This window comes from Niveibacterium sp. (assembly GCF_041909475.1).
Taxonomy (GTDB): domain Bacteria; phylum Pseudomonadota; class Gammaproteobacteria; order Burkholderiales; family Rhodocyclaceae; genus Niveibacterium.
Genome location: NZ_JAYRDJ010000029.1, coordinates 22,869 through 45,506, shown reverse-complemented (window position 1 = coordinate 45,506; position 22,638 = coordinate 22,869). Strand labels below are relative to the sequence as shown.

The window sequence follows — 22,638 nt, the reverse complement described above, 5'->3', positions numbered from 1 at the left end:
GGGCTGCCCTTTTTGCTGAGTGCGGGCTAAGCCGCGCTCAATCAGACTGCGTCGTTTTTCGCGGCCCGCTTGCGATCGGTTTCCTTCAGATGCCGCTTGCGCAGGCGGATCGACTTCGGTGTTATTTCGACGATCTCATCATCAGCGATGAACTCGATCGCCGATTCCAGCGTCAGCGAGATCGGCGGCGTCAGGCGGACCGCTTCATCGGTACCCGAAGCGCGAACGTTGGTCAGCTGCTTGCCCTTGATCGGGTTCACGACCAGATCGTTGTCGCGGGTATGGATGCCGATGATCATGCCTTCGTACAGCGCTTCACCCGGGCTGACGAACATGCGGCCGCGGTCTTGCAGGTTCCACAGCGCGTAGGCAACGGCTTCGCCATCGTTCTGCGAGATCAGGACGCCGTTGCGGCGCTCGGCCATTACGCCGGCCATCGGGCCGTAGTCGTCGAACACGTGGCTGGCGAGGCCGGTGCCGCGCGTCATCGTCAGGAACTCGCCCTGGAAGCCGATCAGGCCACGCGCGGGAATGCGGTATTCGAGGCGCACACGACCCTTACCGTCCGGCTGCATGTCCTGCAGCTCGCCACGGCGGCGGCCCAACTCTTCCATGACCCCGCCCTGGTGGTTCTCTTCGACGTCCACCGTCAGCATCTCGTACGGCTCACACTTTTCGCCGTTGATTTCCTTGAACACCACGCGCGGACGGCCAACCGCCAGCTCGTAGCCTTCACGGCGCATGTTTTCGAGCAGGATGGTCAGGTGCAGTTCGCCGCGACCCGAGACTTCGAACACGTCGGAGTCGCCGGTGTAGTTCACGCGCAGCGCGACGTTCTTCAGCAGTTCCTTCTCAAGGCGCTCGCGGATCTGGCGACTGGTGACGAACTTGCCTTCGCGGCCGGCGAGCGGCGAGGAGTTCACCATGAAGTTCATCGTCAGCGTCGGCTCATCCACGGCGATCGGTTTCATGCCCTCGGGCTTCTCCGGATCGCAGATCGTGACGCCGATGTTCACCTGATCGATACCGGAAACCAGCACGATGTCGCCGGCTTCGGCGGACTCCGCCTGGCTGCGTTCCAGACCCTTGAAGGTCAGCACCTGGCCGACCTTGGCCTTGCCGCGGTTCTCGTCGCCGTACATCACGACGACTTCCTGGTTCGGGCGGATGCGGCCGGCGCGTATGCGACCGATGCCGAGCTGGCCGACGTAAGTCGAGTAATCCAGCGAGCAGATCTGCAGCTGCAGCGGCGCGTCGGAATCCACTTCCGGTTGCGGCACATGCTTGAGGATCGCTTCGTACAGCGCGGTCATGTCGGCGCCCGGCTTGTCCGCCTCGAGCATCGCGTAGCCGTTCAGTGCCGAGGCGTAGACGACCGGGAAGTCGAGCTGCTCTTCGGTTGCGCCGAGTTTGTCGAACAGGTCGAAGGTGTGGTTGATCACCCAGTCCGGACGCGAGCCCGGGCGGTCGATCTTGTTGATCACGACGATCGGCTTGAGGCCCATCGCGAGCGCCTTGCGCGTCACGAAGCGGGTCTGCGGCATCGGGCCTTCGACCGCGTCGACCAGCAGCAGCACGCCGTCGACCATCGACAGCACGCGCTCAACTTCGCCACCGAAGTCGGCGTGTCCCGGGGTGTCGACGATGTTGATGTGTGTCTCGCCGTACTGGATTGCGCAGTTCTTGGCAAGAATCGTGATGCCGCGCTCCTTTTCCAGATCGTTGGAGTCCATCACGCGTTCTGCGACCTGCTGGTTCTCACGGAAGGTGCCGGATTGGCGCAGCAGTTGGTCGACCAGCGTGGTTTTGCCGTGGTCGACGTGAGCGATGATGGCGATGTTACGGATTGCGCGGCTCATTGATTTTTGCCAAGTCTTTGAAAAAGGGCAGGATTCTAGCACGGGCATGTCGCGGTGCAGCGAAATTCCGGAATGCTGCGTGCTAACATTTTCGGCTGTCCAGAATTTACCGGAAAGCCAAATCCATGCTCGCGATCATCGGCGGTAGTGGTCTTACCCAGCTCGCCAACCTCAACATAGAACGTCGCGAGGTGGTGCGCACCCCTTACGGTGAGCCGTCCGGTGTGCTGCTGTTCGGCCGAGTCTGCAGTATGAATGTGGTGTTTTTAGCGCGTCATGGTTACGGCCATACGATTCCGCCGCACATGGTCAACTACCGCGCCAACATGTGGGCCTTGCACAAGGCCGGCGCGACCGGTGTGCTGTCGGTGGCTTCCGTTGGCGGCATCCGTGCCGATCTCGGGCCCGGCGTGCTGGTGGTGCCGCATCAGATCATCGACTACACACACAGCCGCCGCGGCACCTTCTTCGATGGCGTGGATGGCCCCGTGGTGCATGTGGATTTCACGGAGCCGTACGACTCCGTGCTGCGGCGACGCATCCTCGCCGCAGCTGTTGAGGCTGGCGAAACCGTCGTCGATGGTGCCGTGTACGCCGCCACGCAGGGGCCGCGCCTCGAAACGGCCGCCGAAATCGAACGTCTTGCACGCGACGGCGCAGATGTGGTTGGCATGACTGGTATGCCGGAAGCCGCTCTGGCACGCGAACTGGATCTTCCGTATGCGGCGCTGAACGTCGTGGTCAACTGGGCGGCCGGGCGCGCCGACAGCGAGCACGAGATCCGCTTCGAGAAGATCGAGCAGACTGCGCAGGCCGCAATGGGGCGTGTGCGGCATGTAATCGACCGCATCTGCGGCTGAGGTCGGCGCCGTGATCCGCGAAGTCTTGCGAATGGGCGACGCGCGCCTGCTGCGTGTGGCCCAACCCGTCGAACGTTTCGATACGCCCGAGCTGCACGGCTTGGTCGAGGACATGTTCGACACGATGCGGCATCTGAGCGGTGCCGGGCTTGCCGCGCCACAGATCGGCGTCGATCTTCGCGTTGTCATTTTCGGTGTTGAGCGTAATCCTCGCTATCCGGATGTCGAGCCGGTGCCGCTGACGATCCTGTGCAACCCCGTCATCACTTTTCTCGGCGACGAGATGGAGGAGGGCTGGGAGGGCTGTCTGTCTGTGCCCGGCTTCCGAGGCGTCGTGCCCCGCTATTCGCGTTTGCGCTACAGCGGTTTCGGTGTCTCGGGTGAGCCGATCGAACGTGAAGCGAGCGGATTCCATGCGCGTGTGGTGCAGCACGAATGCGACCACCTTGATGGCGTCTTGTATCCGATGCGGGTGCAGGATTTCCGCCGCTTTGGCTTCACCGACATCCTGTTCCCTGGGTTGGACGCGACGCGCGACGACTGAGTCATAGTCGCCGCGCCGTCGCGTCAGGGTTGTAGTCGTGCCAGCAGCGCGCCTTCCAGGCGAACGACCGCGCTGGTAGCCCCAAGGTCCGGGCCGGAAATCAGGAAGGTGTCTTCTGCGCGCTCGCCGAGTGTGGCGATCTTCGCGGTATGGAGATTGACGCGGCATTCCGCCAGTACGCTGGCGATGTCGAACAGCAGTCCAGGTCGATCCGCTGCTGCAACGGCCAGGATGTAGTGCTGGCCGCGCTCGTCCGGCCTGATCGCCACTTCCGGTGTGATCGGAAAATGGCGCACCTGACGCGAAAGGCGCCCCGAGCCCGGTTTGTCGATCGGCGCCTGTGTGCGCAGGCGTTGCGTCAGGTCGTGCTCGATCAGCGGCACGATGTCGCGGTAGTTTTCGTCGCCGCTCGGGTCCATCAGCACGAAGCTGTCCAGCGCGTAGTTGTGCCGCGTGGTGTGGATCTTGGCGTCCAGGATGCTTAAGCCCTGACGGCTGAAGAAGCCGCACAGGCGCATGAACAGATCCTGCGAATCCGGCGCGTAGACCATCACCTGCAGGCCTTGCTCAACCTGGCTCGGACGCGCCTTGACGACGGCTTCGCCACTGGCCGGGCGGTAGTAGAGCATGCGGGTGTGCCAGACGATCTCGTCGATGTCGTGGCGCATGAAATAGACGGTGTCGAGCTCTTCCCAAAGCGGGCGCTCAACCCCCTCGACAAGGCCATAGAAGCGCAGTCGCGCGCGCGCTTCGTCCTGGCGTTCCGCCAAGCCCTTGGCCTGTACAGGCGTATCACCGCGCAACAGACGTTGGGTGGTGAGGAACAGGTCTTCCAGTAGCTTGGCCTTCCAGCCGTTCCAAACCTTCGGGCTGGTTCCGCGAATGTCCGCATGGGTGAGCAGGTACAGGGCGGTGAGGCGTCGCTCGTCCTTCACTAGCGCGGCAAACCCCCTGATCACGTCTGGGTCGGACAAGTCGCTCTTCTGTGCGATCTGCGACATCGTCAGATGCTCACCGACCAGCCACTCGACGAGATCGGTGTCTTCGGCCGAGATGCCGTGGTCCTCGCAGAACTGGCGCGCGTCACTCATGCCGAGCTTCGAATGGTCACCGCCGCGGCCTTTGGCAATGTCATGAAACAGTGCAGCGATGTAGAGCAGCCAAGTTCGGTCGAAGGCGCTGATCAGTCGCGTGCAAAGCGGGTACTCGTGCGCGTGCTCATCCATCGTCATGCGGCGGACGTTTCGCATCACCTGAAGGATGTGCTGATCGACCGTGTACACATGAAAGAGGTCATGCTGCATCTGCCCGACGATCTGACCGAAGGCCGGGATGTAGCGACCGAGGATGCCGTACTGGTTCAACCACCGGAAAACATGCGTGATGCCTTGCGGTTGCTGGAACAGCGCAAGGAAACGCCGACGGTTTTCCGGATTTCGGCGAAAGACAGCATCCACCCGTCCGCGGCTTTGCCAAAGCGCGCGTAGCGTACGCGCCGTCATCCCTTTGAGTTCGTCGTGCTGTTCGAGCAGAAGGAAGGCGTCAAGAATCGCTGACGGTTCGTTGATGAACAGCTTGTCGTCCAGCACGTCGAGCAGGTTCTGACGCTTGCAGAAACGCGCATCAATCGGCGTTGGAGCGTCGAGGCCACTCGGCAGGATGCGACTGGCGAGGTTCTGCAGCAGCAGCGCGTTGAGCTGGGTAACCTTCTTTGCGACCAGATAGTAGCGCTGCATCATCACTTCTGAAGCGCGTCGCGTGGTTGTTGCCGAGATGGTCAGTGCGCGTGCGAGCGCTTCCTGGTGGTCAAAGAGGATGCGGTCTTCACGCCGGCGGGTGAGGTGATGCAGGCGGATTCGCAAGTTCTGCAGAAAGCGTTCTGACTTGTTCAGTTCTGCGCATTCTTCCGCAGTCACGAGCCCTTGCTCGGCAAGTGCTTCCCAGCTTGAACCCAGCCCGGATGCGAGCGAGATCCACACGAGAGTCTGAATGTCACGCAAGCCGCCTGGGCTCTCCTTGCAATTCGGCTCAAGTGAATAGGGTGTGTCGTTGAATCGGTTGTAGCGCTGTTCTTGTTCAGCGCGCTTGGCAATGAAGAAGCTTGGTAGGTGAAGGGCCTCGCTATGTCGGGCCAGTAGCGTCGAAACTAGGGCTTCGTCGCCCGACAGCCAGCGTGCCTCAAGCAGGTTTGTCTGGACGGTTACGTCGCGGCCCGACTCCTCCAGGCATTCGTCGATCGTTCGGACGCTATGGCCGACCTCTAGTCCGATATCCCAGAACACGCCGACGAGTTGCTCGATACGTTGGCGCGTCTCTCGCTCAGGTTCCTCGCCGAGCAGGATCAGGATGTCTACATCTGAATGCGGATACAACTGGCCGCGGCCGTAGCCACCCACCGCGACCAATGCCGTATTCGAAGGCAATCCCGCGGCTGCCCAGAGGTCGCGCAGTACGCCATCGACCAGCAGCGCGTGTTCGTGGAGGAGCTTGGCGGGTTCCGGTTTTGCGTCAAAGGCCGCCTTGAGTTGCGCGCGACCATCGGCAACCCGCTTGCGCAAGTGCTCCGCGACGCGCCGCAGGTCGTCGCTGCCGGCAGGGTTGCTCATCGGATCAGACAGCGAATTGCTTGGCGACGATGTCCGGGATGGCCGGCGTACCTGCGGAACGGGTGAGTACTTCTACGCCGGTGTCGGTCACCACAACGGTGTGTTCCCACTGAGCCGAGAGGCTGCGATCTTTCGTTACGATCGTCCAGCCGTCCGGTAGTTCTGAAATTGCAGCTTTGCCCGCATTGATCATCGGTTCGATCGTGAAGATCATGCCCGGCTTGAGTTCGAGGCCGGCGCCGGGGCGGCCGTAGTGCACCACCTGCGGCTCTTCGTGGAAGTTCCGACCAATCCCATGGCCGCAGAATTCGCGCACCACCGAAAACCCGGCGCCTTCCGCGTGGCGCTGGATCGCGTGGCCTATGTCGCCAAGGTGCGCGCCGGGGCGAACCTGCGCAATGCCCAGCCACATGCATTCGTATGTGATGTGGCAGAGGCGCTTGGCAAGAATGCTGGCCTCGCCGCCGACGATGAACATCCGGCTGGTGTCGCCGTGGAAGCCGTCCTTGATGACGGTGATGTCCAGATTGACGATGTCGCCACGCTTGAGCGCCTTGTTGGCGGGAATGCCGTGACAAACCTGATGGTTGATCGATGTGCAGATTGACTTGGGGTAGGGCGTGTAGCCGGGTGGCGCGTAATTGAGCGGCGCGGGGATCGTTCCCTGCACATTCACCATGTAGTCATGGCACAGCCGGTCGAGCGTTTCAGTTGTTACGCCTGGCTGTACATGCGGGGTGATGAAATCCAGCACTTCGGACGCGAGGCGGCCGGCAATGCGCATCGATTCGATTTCCGCGGGGGTTTTGATGGTGACGCTCATTGTTGTTGTGACAGCAGCAAAATAAACTGAAAGGTTAGCTGCTTTCGCGGGTGTCGGCCACATGGCCGGCCTGTTCGCGCTTGCCTGGCTTGAGAGAACCTCGCCTGACCTGCTACAATCGCGGGCTTGGCTATACCCATGGGGGGTATAGCGAACTACGCACGTCCCTGTTGCAAGGGTCCCGCACAAGCGGGCTGAGGTCGCGATCTCTGCGCGGCCACCAGGGACGGAGGCTAACCCTTAGATCGGAGAATCAACATGTCCGTGACTATGCGCCAGATGCTGGAAGCCGGTGTTCACTTCGGCCACCAGACCCGTTTCTGGAACCCCAAGATGGCCCCGTTCATTTTCGGCCATCGCAACAAGATTCATATCATCAACCTCGAAAAGACCCTGGCCAAGTACCAGGAAGCGATGGCTTTCACGCGCAAGCTGGCAGCCAACCGCGGCACCATCCTTTTTGTTGGCACCAAGCGTCAGGCTCGCGAGATCCTCGCTGAAGAAGCTCAGCGCGCTGGTATGCCTTTCGTTGACGAGCGCTGGCTCGGCGGCATGCTGACCAACTTCAAGACGGTCAAGCAGTCGATCAAGCGTCTGAAGGAAATGGAGCAGATGGTTGAGGATGGCTCGATCGAAAAGCTCTCGAAGAAGGAAGCGCTGATGGCGACGCGCGAGCTCGAGAAGCTGCAGAAGTCGATCGGCGGCATCAAGGAAATGAGCGGTCTGCCCGATGCACTGTTTGTCATCGACGTCGGCTATCACAAGATCGCGATCACCGAAGCGAAAAAGCTCGGTATCCCAGTTGTGGCCGTGGTCGATACCAACCACTCGCCGGAAGGTGTCGATTACGTGATCCCGGGTAACGATGACTCGAGCCGCGCGATCCGCCTGTACGCCCGCGGTGTCGCTGACGCCGTGCTGGAAGGCCGTAGCCAGGTGATCAACGAGATCGTCGCCGCTGGTGAAGCAGACGAATTCGTTGAAGTGGACGAAGGCACCGAAGAGCAGGCCTAAGCCGCTTCGGATTGATCCACTGCATTAACTGAATTTAAGGAGTCAGCATGGCGGAAATCACCGCAGGCATGGTTAAGGAGCTTCGCGAGAAGACCGATGCTCCGATGATGGAATGCAAGAAGGCGCTCACCGAAGCTGCTGGCGATATGGCCAAGGCTGAGGAGATTCTGCGCGTCAAGCTAGGCAGCAAGGCGACCAAGGCCGCCGCGCGCGTCGCTGCTGAGGGCGTGGTTTCCACGTTTATTTCGGCCGACGGCAAGCTCGCTTCGATCGTCGAGATCAACAGCGAAACCGACTTTGTCGCGAAAAACGACGACTTCCTGAAGCTCGCACGCGACTGCGCTGAACTGGTTGCCAGCAAGGCACCGGTCGACGTGGCCGCGCTGTCGGCGCTGCCGCTCGGCGAAGGTACGGTGGATTCGGTTCGCACTGCACTGGTGGGCAAGATCGGCGAGAACATGTCGATCCGCCGCTTTGTGCGCGTCGAGGCCAAGGGCAAGGTTGCTCAGTACATCCACGGCGGCTCGAAGATCGGCGTGCTGATCGACGTCGAGGGTGGTGACGAGGCGCTGGCCAAGGATCTGGCGATGCACATCGCTGCCAACAAGCCCAAGTCGCTGGATGCGTCCGGCGTTTCGGCCGAGTTGATTGAAACCGAGCGTCGCGTTGCCATCGAGAAGGCCAAGGAAGCCGGCAAGCCGGAAGCGATGCTGGAAAAGATCGCCGAAGGTACCGTGCAGAAGTTCCTCAAGGACGTGACGCTGTATGGTCAGGTCTTCGTCAAGGCCGAGGACGGCAAGCAGACGGTTGAGCAACTGCTCAAGGCCAAGGGCGCAACGGTTCACAGCTTCACGCTGTTCATCGTTGGCGAAGGCATCGAGAAGAAGACGACCGACTTCGCAGCAGAAGTTGCGGCTCAAGCCGCTGCCGCCGCCGCACAACGCTGAGGACTAACCCATGACCGCTCCCGCCTACCGCCGCATTCTGCTCAAACTTTCCGGTGAAGCTCTGATGGGCGATGATGCCTTCGGTATCAATCGCGATGTCGTGTCCCGGATCGTCCAGGAAGTAGCGGAGGTGGTGAGCCTTGGGGTGGAAGTTGGCGTGGTCATCGGCGGGGGAAACATCTTCCGCGGCATGGCCGGCGCTGCAAGCGGCATGGACCGCGCAACGGCCGACTACATGGGTATGTTGGCAACCGTCATGAACGCCATGGCGCTTGCCGATGCTATGAAGCATGTGGGCGTCGTTGCGCGCGTTCAATCCGCACTGAATATGGAAGCCGTTGTCGAGCCCTATATCCGGGGTAAGGCGATTCGCTACCTGGAAGATGGCAAGGTTGTGATTTTTGCTGCCGGCACCGGCAACCCGTTCTTTACAACGGATACGGCAGCCGCATTGCGCGGCGCTGAAATCGGTGCGGAGATCGTGCTGAAGGCGACCAAGGTCGATGGTATCTATACCGCCGATCCGAAGAAGGATCCGTCAGCCACGCGCTACGCAAAGATCAGTTTTGACGAGGCGATCGCCCGCAATCTTCAGGTGCTCGATGCAACTGCTTTTGCGTTGTGTCGCGACCAGAAGTTGCCGATCAAGGTTTTCAGCATCTTCGCGACCGGCGCGCTCAAGCGTGTCGTGATGGGCGAAGACGAAGGCACTTTGGTGCATATCTGAAACAAGGACTCAAAACATGATTGCCGATCTGAAGAAGAATACCGAGCAGAAGATGCAGAAGTCTGTCGAGGCGTTGAAGAACGACCTCGGCAAAGTGCGTACCGGGCGTGCCCATGCGGGTCTGCTCGATCACGTGCAAGTGGATTACTACGGCTCCATGGTGCCGGTTAATCAGGTCGCCAACATCAACCTTCTCGACGCTCGCACGATTGGTGTGCAGCCGTGGGAGAAGACCATGCTGGCGAAGGTCGAGAAGGCGATCCGCGACTCGGATCTCGGCCTCAATCCCTCCGCGATGGGCGATACCATCCGCGTTCCGATGCCCGCATTGACTGAAGAGCGTCGTAAGGACCTGATCAAGGTGGTTCGTGGCGAAGCGGAGAATGCGCGCGTGGCCGTGCGTAACCTTCGCCGTGATGCGAACAACCACCTCAAGGATGCGGTCAAGGCGAAGGAAATCTCGGAAGACGACGAGCGTCGGGCCGAGGAAGACATTCAGAAACTGACTGACCGCTACGTGGCGGAAGTCGACAAGCTGCTCGCCGAGAAAGAAAAAGACCTGATGCAGGTCTGAGGACCCGCCAACCTCTAGGCGGAGTCCCCTCCTATCATGGCGCTCAGCCGATTTTTCAGCAGTACCCGCGACGTGCCCGCCGTAAACACGGTCCCACTGCACGTCGCGATCATCATGGACGGTAACGGGCGTTGGGCGCGCAAGCGCCTGATGCCGCGCGTCGCGGGCCACAAGCGCGGTCTCGAGACCGTTCGCCAGATTGTGTCCGCCTGTATCGATCGCGGCGTTCGTCACCTGACGCTTTTCGCTTTCAGTTCAGAGAACTGGCGTCGTCCAGCGGATGAAGTCAGTTTTCTGATGAACCTGTTCCTGAAAGCGTTGCAGCAGGAAATCGCGAAGCTTCATCGCAACAACATCAAGTTCCGGGTTGTTGGTGATCTGAGCCGGTTTGATGATCAGATCCGGCAGATGATTACCAATGCGGAATCGCTGACTTTTGAAAATACCGGCCTTACTCTAACGATTGCCGCTAACTACGGCGGTCGATGGGACATCCTCAACGCGATTGAATCCATGCTTGCGGCGCATCCTGAGAAACGTTCGGGTTTTCAGGAAGAAGATCTGGCGCCTTTCCTGGCGCTTTCTGATGCGCCTGAGCCCGACCTTTTCATTCGGACGGGCGGCGAGGAGCGAATCAGCAATTTCCTCCTCTGGCAGTTGGCTTACACCGAGTTCTATTTCACGGAAACCCTCTGGCCTGAGTTCGATGCGGCAGCGTTTGACCTTGCGCTTGACTCCTATCGGCAGCGCGAACGGCGCTTCGGTCGTACTAGTGAGCAAGTGCTAGAACAGACGCCAAGCGCGACGGAGTAAGCAATGCTGCGCGAACGTGTTGTTACGGCCCTGTTGATGTTGGCGGGGCTGCTTGCCGCTGTATTCCTGTTGCCGACCTCGGGATGGTGGGGCGCTTGTGGCTTGCTCGGCCTCGCCGCCGCTTGGGAGTGGGCGGGGCTGTTTCGGCTGCCTTCTGCCGTGCGCTGGGGGTATGGCCTGATCGTTGCCGCCGCAGTTGTGGCGTTTGCGGCGATAGGCTCGCCGGCGATCGATACGGCGTTGTTTGCGCTCTCCGCCCTGTTCTGGATGCTACTTGCGCCGCCCTGGCTCAAGCAGCGCTGGCTCATTGCTGAAGGGGCCGTACTTCCATTGCTGTTGGGGCTCGTGGTGCTGCTACCGGCCGCGGTGGCGTTCGCGCGTCTGCGCGAGGCAAACGTCTGGATGATGCTGGCTGTGATGGCGGTTGTCTGGGTCGCCGACATTGCCGCATATTTCGGCGGTCGCGCGTTTGGTCGTCGCAAGTTGGCGCCCGAGATTTCGCCCGGCAAGAGCTGGGAGGGCGTCTACGCTGGGCTGTTAGGCGTTCTGATCTACGGTGTCGTGGTGTTCTCCATCTGGATGCCGATGGTTCCTCAGCGCTTGGGGTGGCCGGTTACGGTTATGCTTCTGCTTGTGTTGTCCGCGCTGAGTGTCATCGGTGACCTGTTTGAGTCGCTGCTCAAACGACAAGCGGGGATCAAGGATTCGTCAGCGCTGCTTCCGGGGCATGGTGGCGTGCTTGACCGCATCGACAGCCTCACGTCGACGCTTCCGCTCGTGGCGCTGTGGGTGCTGGTCTGGAGACTCGCAAGCCAATGATGCAAACGCTGACCATCCTTGGTGCGACCGGGTCGATTGGTACGAGCACGCTTGATGTCGTTGCTCGCCATCCAGATCGTTACCGAGTCTTTGCGCTCACTGCATTCCGGCAGCTCGATAGGCTTGCAGATCAGATCGCGGTGTTTCGCCCTCAGTGTGCCGTAGTGCCCGATCTCGCGGCGCGAGAGACGCTTCAGTCGATGCTGGCCGAGCGGCAGATTCAATGCGATATCCTGGTTGGTGAGTCTGGCTTGTGTGAAGTGGCAGCGCATCGTGATGTCAGCACCGTCATGGCCGCCATTGTTGGCGCTGCCGGCCTGGCGCCTACCTTGTCGGCCGTCCGAGCCGGCAAACGCGTTTTGCTTGCCAATAAAGAAGCGCTAGTGATGTCTGGCCGCATCTTCATGGATGAGGCGAGACGTGCGGGTGCAACCGTGTTGCCGATTGATAGCGAGCACAACGCGGTCTTTCAGTCCTTACCGGCCGGCTTTGGGTACGGCCTGCCGAATTCCGGCGTCGCGAAACTTTTGCTGACAGCGTCTGGTGGACCGTTTCGCACGTGGTCTGCCGAGCAACTTAAATCAGTCACGCCCGATCAGGCGGTTGCGCACCCAAACTGGGTCATGGGGCGCAAAATTTCGGTCGACTCGGCCACCATGATGAATAAGGGCCTTGAGGTCATCGAGGCGCGGTGGCTTTTTGGTGTGGGTGGCGATCGAATCGATGTAGTGATTCATCCGCAGAGTGTCATTCACTCAATGGTCCAGTATGCGGACGGTTCGGTGCTGGCGCAGCTTGGCAATCCGGATATGCGTACGCCAATCGCGCATGCGTTGGCTTATCCGGACCGGATTGCGTCTGGCGTTGAACCGCTTGATCTTGCGTCCGTGATGGGATTGACCTTCGAAAAGCCGGATCTGACACGTTTTCCGTGCCTTGGTCTTGCTTATGCGGCGCTCAGCGCAGACGGCCTCGCGCCAACCGTGCTTAATGCCGCAAACGAAGTGGCTGTGGCTGCCTTTCTGGATCGGAAGATTCCGTTTCTGGATATTGCTACGACGGTGGCGGCGGTCCTTGACTCCTGCGACACCGGGGCTCAGGAATCGCTTGAGCACGTGCTCGCGGCTGACGCTGCGGCGCGTGAGGTCGCTCAGGCGTTTGTCGCCAACCGTTCGCGGAGCTGCATGTGAGCATTCTCTGGTACATCGGGGCTTTCGTCCTGGCGATCGGTGTTCTGGTCACTGTTCACGAGTTTGGCCATTTCATCGTCGCGCGCCTGTGTGGCGTGAAAGTCCTGCGCTTCTCCTTGGGCTTTGGCCGTGTCTTGCTTCGCCATCAGAGGCGCCCAGGTGACACCGAGTGGGTGCTGTGTGCCGTTCCTTTGGGCGGCTACGTCCGAATGCTCGATGAGCGCGAAGCACCGGTTCCTGAAAGCGAACTGGCGCTTGCCTTTAACTGCAAATCGGTCTGGCGGCGTCTCGCGATCGTGGCCGCCGGCCCGTTGGCGAATCTGCTGCTAGCGGTACTCATCTACTGGGTTGGGTTCATGCACGGCGTCTCCGAGCTGCGACCCATCGTTGCTCAGCCGTCGATTGAGAGTGCTGCGGGGCGCGCGGGGGTGCGTGCCGGCGATGAAGTGCTTGCTGTCGGCGACAGGCTCACGCGTTCATGGACCGATGTGCGGTGGGCATTGTTGCGGCATCTTGTTGATGACCATTCTGTCGAACTCAAGCTTCGCTCGGCGGGCGGCGAGCGGATTGCGCTGCTGGAGACGAACGGCTTGGGTGACGATCTGGAGCGAGCTGACCCGCTTAAGGATCTCGGCCTGTTGCCGTTTCGCCCTGCAGTGCCGCCGATCATTGGTAGCGTCGCGGACAACGGGCCGGCAGCGAAAGCGGGATTAAGGGCAGGGGACAGGATTGAGAAGATCGATGGTCGAGTGCTCTCGAATTGGGAAGATCTCGTTCGTGAGGTAAGCGCTTCGCCGGGGCGGGCGCTGTCGGTGGAGGTACGCCGTGGCGAGCAACGCGCGCAGATGCGTGTCGTGCCCGAGGCACACGAAGAGCATGGAAAGTCGATCGGGCGAATTGGCGTTGCAGTGCAGTCTGACGGCGCTTGGCGCGAGCGCCTACTGGTAGAGCTTCGCTATGGCCCCGTTGAGGCCTTCGGTCGTGCGGTGCGTCAGACCTGGGAAATGGCTGGTTTCTCGCTGAAGATGCTCGGTCGGATGGTAACGGGGCACGTCTCCTTGAAGAACATCAGTGGCCCGGTAACGATCGCCGACTACGCCGGGCAGTCGGCGCGCATCGGTGCTGACGCCTACGTCCGTTTTCTGGCGCTTATCAGCATCAGCATCGCCGTTCTTAATCTGTTACCGATCCCGCTGCTGGACGGCGGACACATCATGTATTATCTGGCCGAGATCCTGATGCGGCGCCCTGTCTCACAGAAAGTCATGGAGATCGGCCAGCAGATCGGTTTCACGCTGCTGGCAAGCCTGATGGCCTTCGCTTTTTTCAACGACATCACCCGGTTGTTGTCCTGACTCTCCCAATGCGACTCAAGTTGATCCCGGGGCTGCTGCTGTCCCTTTTTGCTGCAAATACTGTATCTGCCTTCGAGCCTTTCGTCGTCAAGGACATCCGGGTCGAGGGTTTGCAGCGTACTGAAGCAGGCACCGTTTTCAATTATCTACCGGTCAAGGTCGGGGAGAAACTCAGCGAAGAGCGCGCTGCGCAAGCGATTCGTGCGCTTTACGCGACCGGTTTCTTCAAGGATGTCCGGCTTGAGGTCGACAGCAACGTTCTCGTTGTTGTTGTCGACGAGCGTCCTGCAATTGGTTCGATCGAGTTCGAGGGTAATAGCGCCTTTGATAGCGACAACCTCAGAAAAGGGTTGCGCGACGCGGGGATCATTGAGTCGCGCATTCTCGATCGCGCGTTGCTTGATCGCGCCGAGCAGGAGCTGAAGCGGCAATACCTGAACCGTAGTTACTACGGTGCGACGATCATTACCGACATAACACCGCTTGAGCGCAACCGAGTCGCGTTGAAATTCAAGATCGTCGAAGGTGAGATTGCTGCAATCAAGCAGGTGAGCATCACTGGAAACAAGGTCTTCTCGGAGTCCGATCTGAAGGGTCAGATTTCAGCGCGCCCGAAGCATTGGTTTCCTCCCGTCAATTGGTTGTCCAAGGGGCACGAGTATGCCAAGCCGAAGTTGCAGGGTGATCTGGAGAGCTTGCGAAGCTATTACTTGAATCGCGGTTATCTCGATTTTGCTGTCGAGAGCTCCCAAGTTTCGATTACACCTGACAAGCAGGATGTATACATCGCGATTGCGCTGGCAGAGGGTGAGCAATACAAGGTTTCTGCGGTGAAGTTGGCGGGGGACCTGATCATCACCGATGCTGAGGCGAAGGCCTTGGTCGCGCTCCGCCCAGGAGACATCTTCTCCCGCGACCAACTCACCGAAACAACCCGCTCCATCACTGAGCGCCTAGCTAATGAGGGCTACGCGTTTGCGAACGTAAACGCGGCACCTGAACTGGACAAGGAGAAGCGGGAGGTCGCATTCACGATCTTTGTTGATCCGGGGAAGCGCGTTTACATTCGGCGGGTGAACATTTCCGGCAATACGCGCACGCGGGACGTGGTGATCCGGCGTGAGTTGCGGCAGTTCGAAAACGCTTGGTACGACGGCACAAAGATCAAACGTTCGAAGGCGCGCCTTGATCGAACCGGCTTCTACGAGGAAACGAATCTCGAGACGCAACCGGTCGCAGGCACCAGTGACCAGGTTGATCTGAACGTAGTCGTCAAGGAACGTGCCACCGGTAACTTCTTGGTCGGCGCAGGTTACTCGACCACCGACAAACTGGTGCTGCAAGGCTCGCTGTCCCAGAACAACCTGTTTGGTACAGGCAACGCGCTGTCACTGAACCTTAATACAGGCAAGTCGAACCGGACCTTGGTGCTGTCCTACACCAATCCGTACTTTACGCCAGAGGGTGTAAGCGTCGGCTATAACCTCTATCACCGCAATTACAACCCCTCGGCGACGACAAACGTCGCGTATTACAAGACGCAATCTTCTGGCCTCGGCATGACCTTTGGTTATCCGATTGCCGAGGACGATGCGGTCTATTTCGGCGCTTCTTTCGACTCGACTCGGACCACGGTATCGAGCGCGAGTGATGTGCAGTACATCGATTTTGTTAACAAATTCGGCGAACTGACGAATACATTTTTGCTGACGGCATCCTGGTCTTACGACTCGCGGGATAGTTACCTAACGCCAGTGTCCGGCTTTTATCAGCGACTTCAGGGCGAAGTGGCGGTGCCGCCCGCCGAGCAGCGTTATTACCGCGTCAACTACCAGGCTCAGTATTTCATCCCCTTGTTTTTCAAGGACGCAACGCTGCAGTTCCACGGCAACGCGTCGTATGCGGCCGGGTATGGTGGCTTGCCTGTTCCGTTCTACAAGAACTACTACGCGGGTGGTATCGGTTCTGTTCGCGCCTATGATGACAACTCGCTCGGGCCCCGGTCCGGAAGCGGGAATGCGCTCGGCGGTACGCAACTGCTTACCTATGGTGCGGAGTACTTCTTCCCGCTGCCAATGACCAACATCGACAAGAGTTTCAGGCTGGGCTTGTTCGTCGATGGTGGTCAGGTCTGGGGTGCGGACCAGAAAGTTCAGTATGCGGATATCCGGTATAGTGCCGGTCTGGGTCTGGCGTGGGTTTCACCGATCGGGCCGCTGAAGTTCAGTTTCGGTCAGCCGTTGAACAAGCAGGAAGGCGACCGGACGCAACGCTTCCAGTTCCAGTTGGGCAACATTTTCTGATGCTGAAGGAGACGGTTGTGAGAAAGACTCGTGCAGTTCTGGCTGTCGCAGTGGCCTTGGGCCTGTCAGCGAGCGCCATGGCTCAGAGCAAGATCGGATTCGTGAATTCTGATCGAGTTCTGCGGGAGTCTGCGCCGGCGGTTGTCGCTCAGAAGAAGCTTGAGAAGGAATTCGAGAAGCGTGACCAGGACCTGCAGAAGCTCACCAAGCAGCTTCAGGGTATGCAGGAAAACCTGGAGAAAAATGCGGTGACGATGTCGGAGAGTGATCGCAAGACGAAGGAGCGCGAGTTTGCCGACTTGAATCGTGAGTTTCAGCGCCGGCAGCGGGAATTCCGCGAGGATCTGAACCAGAGACGCAACGAAGAGTTGGCCAGTGTACTGGAACGCGCGAACCGTACGATCCGGGAGATTGCTGATACGGAGAAGTACGACGCGATCCTTCAGGACGCGATCTACATCAGTCCGCGTGTTGATCTGACCGACAAGGTCATCAAAGCGCTCAACGCCAAGTAAGCCGAAGTGCCAAGTCTCGTCGAGATTGTCGGCCGCCTCGGCGGCCGAGTTGTTGGTGATGGCTCGACGGTCGTGAGTCAAGTTGGCAGTCTTGAAGCCGCGAAGGCGGGCGAGATTGCGTTCCTGGCGAGCCCAAAGTATCGCAAGGTGCTCGCGACGACAGGTGCCTCCGCGGTGATTCTGCCGCCGGCTGCGGAGTCGGCGAGCGAGCTGCCTCGCATCATTACCGATCAGCCCTATCTTTATTTCGCCCGACTCGCACAGTTACTGAATCCGTCGGCGCAAGCGGCGACTGGCATTCATCCGTCGGCGGTCGTTGAGTCGGCAGTCCCGGCGTCGGTTAGCGTGGGGCCATTGGCGCATATCGGCGTTAACTGCGAGATCGGAGAGAACGTCATCATTGGTCCGGGCTGCTCTGTGGGGGCGGGAACCCGAATCGGTGCCGGATCCTTGTTGTACGGGAACGTGACGCTCTATCACGACACGGTGATCGGTGAGCGTTGCATCATTCATTCCGGCGCCGTGATTGGCGCAGACGGATTTGGCTATGCGCGCGAGCGCAACGGGGCGTGGGTCAAGATTCCGCAGATCGGACGCGCTGTGCTTGGCGACGATGTGGAAGTCGGAGCCAACACAACCATTGACCGTGGCGCCCTTGACGACACTTTTGTCGGGAATGGCGTGAAGCTGGACAACATGGTCCAGATCGCCCACAACGTGAAGATCGGCGAGCACACGGCGATGGCCGGCTGCTCGGGCGTTGCGGGTAGCACCATTGTGGGTGCGCGCGTGATGGTTGGTGGGCAAGCTGGCATCAACGGACATATCGAAGTCGCGAGCGACACGGTTGTATCGTCACGCACGCTGATCAGCAAATCAGTCAAGCAAGCAGGTATTTACACCTCCGCCATGCCGGCGATGCCGCATGACGAATGGATGAAAAGTGCGGCCCATTTCAGACACCTTGATGCATTGGTGACGAGGCTGCGCGAACTAGAAAAACGCATCGCAGATCTGGAGAGGAAGCCTTGAGCATCATGGAAATCGGCGAGGTCATGGAGTACCTCCCGCATCGTTACCCGTTCCTATTGATTGACCGCGTGACCGAAATGACGGCAGGCGAATCGATCAAGGCGATCAAGAACGTGACGATCAACGAACCGTTCTTTACCGGGCACTTTCCGCATTTCCCGGTAATGCCGGGCGTGTTGGTCATTGAAGCCATGGCGCAGGCGGCGGCGATCCTGTCGTACAAGTCGCGCGACATGAAGCCGGACTGCAATACTGTGGCCTATTTTGCCGGCATCGATAATGTGCGCTTCAAGCGCCCGGTTGTGCCGGGTGACCAACTGGTGTTCGACGTCCACCTGGTTAAGAACAAGGGCGACCTCTGGAAGTACCGTGGGGTTGCGACGGTAGACGGTCAGCCGGCCGCGGAGGCCGATCTGATGTGCTTCTTCAAGAGGCTGAAATGATTCATCCGACTGCAATCGTTCATCCGGGCGCTTGCATCGCTGAAGGGGTCGAGATCGGCCCCTTTTCCGTTATTGGCGAGCATGTCGAGATCGGGGCGGGTACCCGCATTGCGTCACATGTGGTCATCACGGGGCATACACGCATCGGCCGCGATAACCGGATCTTCCAGTTCTGCTCTCTGGGGGAGATCCCCCAAGACAAGAAGTACGGCGGCGAGCCAACGCGGCTCGAAATCGGTGACCGGAACACGATTCGCGAGTATTGCAATTTCAATACCGGTACCGTACAGGATGCGGGCGTCACCCGGATTGGCGACGACAACTGGGTGATGGCGTCGGTTCACATCGGGCATGACTGCCAGGTCGGCAACAAGACCATCATGGCCAACAACGTGACGCTGGCGGGACACGTGACAGTTGGCGATTGGGTCATCCTCGGCGGCATGACGGCGGTGCACCAGTTCGCCCGTATTGGCGCGCACAGCATGTGTGGCGGCGGCACGATCCTTTTGCAGGATTTACCCCCTTACGTAATGGTGTCGGGCAACCCGGCTGCGACGCATGGCACCAATAGCGAAGGGCTTCGCCGTCGCGGTTATTCAGCAGAAGCGATTGCCGCGATCAAGCGCGCCTACAAGACGATCTATCGTTCGGGGCTGACGCTCGACGAGGCTCGACAACAGTTGGCCGAGGCGGCTGCTGCCACGCCCGAGCTTCAGCCGCTGCTTGATTTTATCTCGGTTGCCGGACGCGGCATCGTTCGTTAATGACCACGTGTATTGCGATGGTTGCCGGCGAGGCGTCCGGCGACCAGCTTGGCAGCCGCCTGATCGCGGCGATCCGGCGCCATATTCCGGACGCCCGCTTTGTCGGCATCGGTGGGCCGGGCATGCAACGCGAAGGCATGGAGTCGTGGTTCCCGGCGGAGCGCCTTGCGGTTAACGGAATCGGCGATGCGCTGCGTCGCGTACCGGAGCTGCTTGGGATCCGGCGCGATCTTCTGGCACGCATCAAGGCAGAGCAGCCGGCAATTTTCATCGGGATCGACGCGCCGGATTTCAATCTTGGGGTGGAACGACGCGTCAAGGCGATGCGCATTCCAACTGTCCATTACGTTAGCCCGTCAGTGTGGGCGTGGCGCGGCGGGCGCGTGAAGAAGATCCGCAAATCCGCCGACCATATACTCTGCCTGTTTCCATTCGAGCCTGAGCTTTATCAGCGCGCAGGCGTGGCGGCGACCTTTGTCGGGCATCCGCTGGCAGACGAGTTTCCGCTTGACCCGGATCGCGCTGGCGTGCGGGAGCGTCTTTGCCTCCCGCGTGACGCCAAAATTGTTGCGGTGATGCCAGGCAGCCGGAATGGTGAAGTGAGCCGCCTTGCGGCGGATTTTGTCGGCGCGGCCGTCAAGATCCACGAGACGCGTCCGGATGTGCGTTTTCTCGTTCCCCTTGTAACCCGCGATACGCGCACGATGTTCGAGCGTGCGATGCACGAGGCTTCGCTTGCTCCTGATTTCCCGATGACGCTGATGTTCGGGCATAGCCACGATGCGATGATCGCAGCGGACGTCGTTTTGCTTGCGAGCGGCACTGCAACGCTGGAAGCGGCCTTTCTCAAGCGGCCGATGGTGATCGCTTACAAGATGGCCGGCTGGACCTTCAGCATCGTGAAACGGATGATGTACTTGCCTTACGTCGGCTTGCCTAACATCCTGTGTCGCGAGTTTGTGGTGCCGGAACACCTGCAGGAGAACTGCGAACCTAAGAAGCTTGCCGATGCAGTGCTCAAGTGGTTGGACGATGCCGACGGCGCAGCCGCGCTGCAGAAGCGCTTTCTGGATCTCCATGTAAGCCTGCGGCAGGATAACGCCAGCCGTGCAGCGGAAGCGATTCTCGGGTTGATTGGGCGCACCCGATGAGGGGGCTGCCGCCGCGACCGGATGGATACGTTGCCGGTGTCGACGAAGCCGGTCGTGGCCCCCTCTGTGGCGCCGTCGTGGCCGCTTCGGTGATCCTGGATCCGGCGCGCCCGATTTCTGGGCTCAACGACTCCAAGAAACTCAGCGCGAAGAAACGTGAGCTGCTTGCCGCGCAGATTCGCGTACAGGCGCTTGCGTGGTGCGTTGCCGAAGCATCGCCGGCGGAGATTGACCGCTTGAACATTCTCGGCGCGACGATGCTGGCGATGCAGCGGGCAGTTGCGGGGCTGGCAGTCCAGCCGGATGAGGTGTGGGTGGACGGCAACCGTTGCCCGCAGCTGAACTGTGTGGCGCGTGCGATTGTCTCGGGCGACGCGCTGGTTGAAGAAATCTCCGCCGCATCGATCCTCGCGAAGACGGTGCGGGACGCTCAGATGCAGGCGCTCGATGCGCAATATCCGGCGTTGGGCCTCGCCAAACACAAGGGTTACCCGACTGCCGAGCATGTGGCTGCCCTGCGCAAATTCGGGGTGCCGGACTTCTATCGACGCAGCTACGCGCCCGTACGCGACATTCTCGCGCAAGGCGAGCTGTTTTAACGTCCCACTTTTGCGCTCTTGATGCGACCGGGGCCGACGTGATGCCAACGCTCAACTCGATCAGTTCTCGCGAGAATCCTGTCGTCAAGCGCCTCAGGCGATTGGCGGAATCCTCGCGCGCGCGACGCGACGAGCGGCTCGCACTGATCGACGGCGCGCACCTGATCGCGGCTGCTCAGGATGCCGACTGGCAGTTTGGCGAAATCGTTGTTGCCGAGTCGGCGCGTCATGCGGACGAGACGGTGCGGCTGTTGCTGCGAGCCAGCAGCGTTCAGTGCTATGTGCTTCCCGATGCCCTGTTTCGGCAGATCAGCCCGGTCGAAACGCCCTCCGGCTTGCTGGCAACCGTTCGCTGGAGCGAGCCTGACACGCCTCCTGTGGCTGAGGCGGATTGGTTGGTGCTTGATGGTGTGCAGGATGCCGGCAACGCGGGAACGATGATGCGGACTGCCGCGGCGACGGGCGTTCGAGAGATCATTCTCGGACCGGGCTGCGCAAATGCGTGGGGGCCGAAAGTCCTTCGCGCCGCGATGGGGGCGCACTTCGTCGTGCGCGTGCATCTGTCCGATGACTTGCCCGCGCTACTGAGCAGCTATTCCGGATGTATCGCCGCCACGCGGCTCGACGGAGCGGAGTCTTTGTTCGAAACGGATCTGCGCGGCCCAATTGCATGGCTCTTCGGCGCCGAGGGGCAGGGCCTTTCGGCTCCGGTTGCGGCCGCGGCGCAGCGCGGCATCCTGATCCCGATGGCGCCTGGCATCGAGTCACTCAATGTCGCCGCGGCGGCGGCGGTTTGCCTGTTCGAACAGCGTCGCCAGCGTCTCGCAACTCAGTAGCCGTTCTTGTCGATACGGATATCTTGGATGATCTTTGCCGAGATCTCCTCGATAGAACGGGCGGTCGAATCAATAAAGGGAATCTGCTCCCTGCGCATCAGCCGCATCGCTGCCTCGATCTCGAACTTGCAGTTGTCGGCAGACGCGTAGACGCTGTTCGGCCGCCGCTCCTGACGGATCTGGGACAAGCGCTCCGGCGTGATCGTGAGGCCGAAAAGCTTGGTTCGATGCTTCGAGAGTTCCTGCGGCAAGCGGTTGCGCTCGAAGTCCTCGGGGATCAACGGGTAGTTGGCGGCCTTCACCCCGAACTGCATCGCGAGATAGAGACTGGTTGGCGTCTTGCCGGAGCGCGACACACCGACCAGGATCACGTCGGCGTCCTCCAGATTTTCGTGCGACACCCCGTCGTCGTGCGAAAGCGTGAAGTTGATCGCGTCGATCCGCTGCGTGTAGCTACGCGAGTCGGCGCCGCCATGGAAGCGCCCGACTGTGTGCGCTGACTTCACCCCAAGTTCCATTTCCAGCGGTTCAATGAAGGTCAGGAAAAGGTCCACGAATTGCGCGTCGGCGCGGCGCAAGGTATCTGCCGTCACTTGGTTGACCAGCGTTGAGAACACGATCGGCTTCACACCGTCTCGCCGCGCTGCATCATTGATCCGGAAGACTGCGTCCTTCGCCTTGTCGTCGGAGTCGATAAAGGGCATGCGCACATGGCGAAACCGGATGTCTGGGAACTGCGAGAGCAGGCTGTGCCCAAGCGTTTCCGATGTGATCCCGGTGCCATCCGAGATGAAGAATACGGTGCGGGTAGGGCGTTGTTGAATGGACACGGCTCGCTCCGGGATCAGGGAAAACGTCGAT

At 60.2% G+C, this 22,638-nt stretch carries 22 protein-coding genes; 18 read left to right on the top strand and 4 right to left on the bottom strand.

Annotated features, from left to right (window positions below; all coding sequences use genetic code 11):
• Window positions 1–41: 41 nt before the first annotated feature.
• On the bottom strand, window positions 42–1,859 hold the full coding sequence (gene typA / locus ACE3P0_RS16640; protein WP_374403849.1) for a translational GTPase TypA: 1,818 nt from the start codon (window positions 1,857–1,859) through the stop codon (window positions 42–44).
• Between the two features lie 125 nt (window positions 1,860–1,984).
• Between typA and ACE3P0_RS16635 the strand changes: the two genes are divergently transcribed.
• The gene (locus ACE3P0_RS16635; protein ID WP_374403848.1) at window positions 1,985–2,719 is read left to right on the top strand and encodes an S-methyl-5'-thioinosine phosphorylase; all 735 of its coding nucleotides are present in this window, start codon (window positions 1,985–1,987) and stop codon (window positions 2,717–2,719) included.
• Between the two features lie 10 nt (window positions 2,720–2,729).
• Entirely contained in the window at window positions 2,730–3,263 is a 534-nt protein-coding gene (gene def, locus ACE3P0_RS16630; protein ID WP_374403846.1) for a peptide deformylase, read from the top strand.
• A gap of 23 nt (window positions 3,264–3,286) precedes the next feature.
• Here def and ACE3P0_RS16625 read toward each other — a convergent pair whose 3' ends face one another.
• Together ACE3P0_RS16625 and map are read right to left on the bottom strand one after the other, a co-directional pair.
• Window positions 3,287–5,869, bottom strand: a complete 2,583-nt coding sequence (locus ACE3P0_RS16625; RefSeq protein WP_374403845.1) for a [protein-PII] uridylyltransferase — start codon at window positions 5,867–5,869, stop codon at window positions 3,287–3,289.
• 4 nt (window positions 5,870–5,873) lie between these two features.
• Window positions 5,874–6,692 carry a type I methionyl aminopeptidase gene (gene map, locus ACE3P0_RS16620; protein ID WP_374403859.1) on the bottom strand — a complete coding sequence of 273 codons (819 nt, stop codon included), beginning with the start codon at window positions 6,690–6,692 and terminating at the stop codon, window positions 5,874–5,876.
• A 258-nt stretch (window positions 6,693–6,950) separates the two neighbouring features.
• Here map and rpsB point away from each other — a divergent pair, with 258 nt between their 5' ends.
• The 16 genes from rpsB to ACE3P0_RS16540 are packed head-to-tail and all read left to right on the top strand — an operon-like array spanning window position 6,951 to window position 21,777.
• On the top strand, window positions 6,951–7,706 hold the full coding sequence (gene rpsB, locus ACE3P0_RS16615) for a 30S ribosomal protein S2 (RefSeq protein ID WP_374403844.1): 756 nt from the start codon (window positions 6,951–6,953) through the stop codon (window positions 7,704–7,706).
• Window positions 7,707–7,753: 47 nt separating this feature from the next.
• Window positions 7,754–8,653: a translation elongation factor Ts gene (gene tsf / locus ACE3P0_RS16610; protein ID WP_374403843.1), complete on the top strand. Its 900-nt coding sequence runs from the start codon at window positions 7,754–7,756 to the stop codon at window positions 8,651–8,653.
• A gap of 10 nt (window positions 8,654–8,663) precedes the next feature.
• Entirely contained in the window at window positions 8,664–9,380 is a 717-nt protein-coding gene (gene pyrH / locus ACE3P0_RS16605) for a UMP kinase (protein ID WP_374403842.1), read from the top strand.
• 16 nt (window positions 9,381–9,396) lie between these two features.
• Entirely contained in the window at window positions 9,397–9,954 is a 558-nt protein-coding gene (frr, locus tag ACE3P0_RS16600; protein ID WP_374403841.1) for a ribosome recycling factor, read from the top strand.
• A gap of 36 nt (window positions 9,955–9,990) precedes the next feature.
• Window positions 9,991–10,767 carry a polyprenyl diphosphate synthase gene (gene uppS / locus ACE3P0_RS16595; protein WP_374403840.1) on the top strand — a complete coding sequence of 259 codons (777 nt, stop codon included), beginning with the start codon at window positions 9,991–9,993 and terminating at the stop codon, window positions 10,765–10,767.
• Window positions 10,768–10,770: 3 nt separating this feature from the next.
• On the top strand, window positions 10,771–11,586 hold the full coding sequence (locus ACE3P0_RS16590) for a phosphatidate cytidylyltransferase (protein WP_374403839.1): 816 nt from the start codon (window positions 10,771–10,773) through the stop codon (window positions 11,584–11,586).
• Window positions 11,586–12,776 (top strand): 1-deoxy-D-xylulose-5-phosphate reductoisomerase, encoded by a 1,191-nt coding sequence (ispC, locus tag ACE3P0_RS16585; protein WP_374403858.1) that lies wholly within the window; start codon window positions 11,586–11,588, stop codon window positions 12,774–12,776. Before ACE3P0_RS16590 ends, ispC begins: the two co-directional genes overlap by 1 nt.
• Window positions 12,773–14,131 (top strand): RIP metalloprotease RseP, encoded by a 1,359-nt coding sequence (gene rseP / locus ACE3P0_RS16580; RefSeq protein ID WP_374403838.1) that lies wholly within the window; start codon window positions 12,773–12,775, stop codon window positions 14,129–14,131. The genes ispC and rseP overlap by 4 nt, the downstream gene beginning before the upstream one ends.
• Window positions 14,132–14,139: 8 nt before the next feature.
• Window positions 14,140–16,434 carry an outer membrane protein assembly factor BamA gene (gene bamA / locus ACE3P0_RS16575; protein WP_374403837.1) on the top strand — a complete coding sequence of 765 codons (2,295 nt, stop codon included), beginning with the start codon at window positions 14,140–14,142 and terminating at the stop codon, window positions 16,432–16,434.
• On the top strand, window positions 16,434–16,949 hold the full coding sequence (locus ACE3P0_RS16570; protein WP_374403836.1) for an OmpH family outer membrane protein: 516 nt from the start codon (window positions 16,434–16,436) through the stop codon (window positions 16,947–16,949). The genes bamA and ACE3P0_RS16570 overlap by 1 nt, the downstream gene beginning before the upstream one ends.
• A gap of 6 nt (window positions 16,950–16,955) precedes the next feature.
• Window positions 16,956–17,981 (top strand): UDP-3-O-(3-hydroxymyristoyl)glucosamine N-acyltransferase, encoded by a 1,026-nt coding sequence (gene lpxD / locus ACE3P0_RS16565; RefSeq protein ID WP_374403835.1) that lies wholly within the window; start codon window positions 16,956–16,958, stop codon window positions 17,979–17,981.
• A 2-nt stretch (window positions 17,982–17,983) separates the two neighbouring features.
• Entirely contained in the window at window positions 17,984–18,424 is a 441-nt protein-coding gene (gene fabZ, locus ACE3P0_RS16560; RefSeq protein ID WP_374403857.1) for a 3-hydroxyacyl-ACP dehydratase FabZ, read from the top strand.
• Window positions 18,421–19,191 carry an acyl-ACP--UDP-N-acetylglucosamine O-acyltransferase gene (gene lpxA / locus ACE3P0_RS16555; protein WP_374403834.1) on the top strand — a complete coding sequence of 257 codons (771 nt, stop codon included), beginning with the start codon at window positions 18,421–18,423 and terminating at the stop codon, window positions 19,189–19,191. The genes fabZ and lpxA overlap by 4 nt, the downstream gene beginning before the upstream one ends.
• Complete coding sequence (gene lpxB, locus ACE3P0_RS16550; protein WP_374403833.1) at window positions 19,191–20,342, top strand: lipid-A-disaccharide synthase; 1,152 nt, start codon at window positions 19,191–19,193, stop codon at window positions 20,340–20,342. Before lpxA ends, lpxB begins: the two co-directional genes overlap by 1 nt.
• A complete protein-coding gene (rnhB, locus tag ACE3P0_RS16545) occupies window positions 20,339–20,941 on the top strand; it encodes a ribonuclease HII (protein WP_374403832.1) in 603 nt (200 codons plus the stop codon). The genes lpxB and rnhB overlap by 4 nt, the downstream gene beginning before the upstream one ends.
• 41 nt (window positions 20,942–20,982) lie before the next feature.
• Window positions 20,983–21,777, top strand: coding sequence for a TrmH family RNA methyltransferase (locus ACE3P0_RS16540; RefSeq protein WP_374403830.1), 795 nt, complete (start codon window positions 20,983–20,985; stop codon window positions 21,775–21,777).
• Here the strand turns inward: ACE3P0_RS16540 and ACE3P0_RS16535 are convergent.
• Window positions 21,771–22,601, bottom strand: coding sequence for a pyruvate, water dikinase regulatory protein (locus ACE3P0_RS16535; protein ID WP_374403856.1), 831 nt, complete (start codon window positions 22,599–22,601; stop codon window positions 21,771–21,773). The two genes, ACE3P0_RS16540 and ACE3P0_RS16535, sit on opposite strands and share 7 nt — an antisense overlap.
• Window positions 22,602–22,638: the final 37 nt, after the last annotated feature.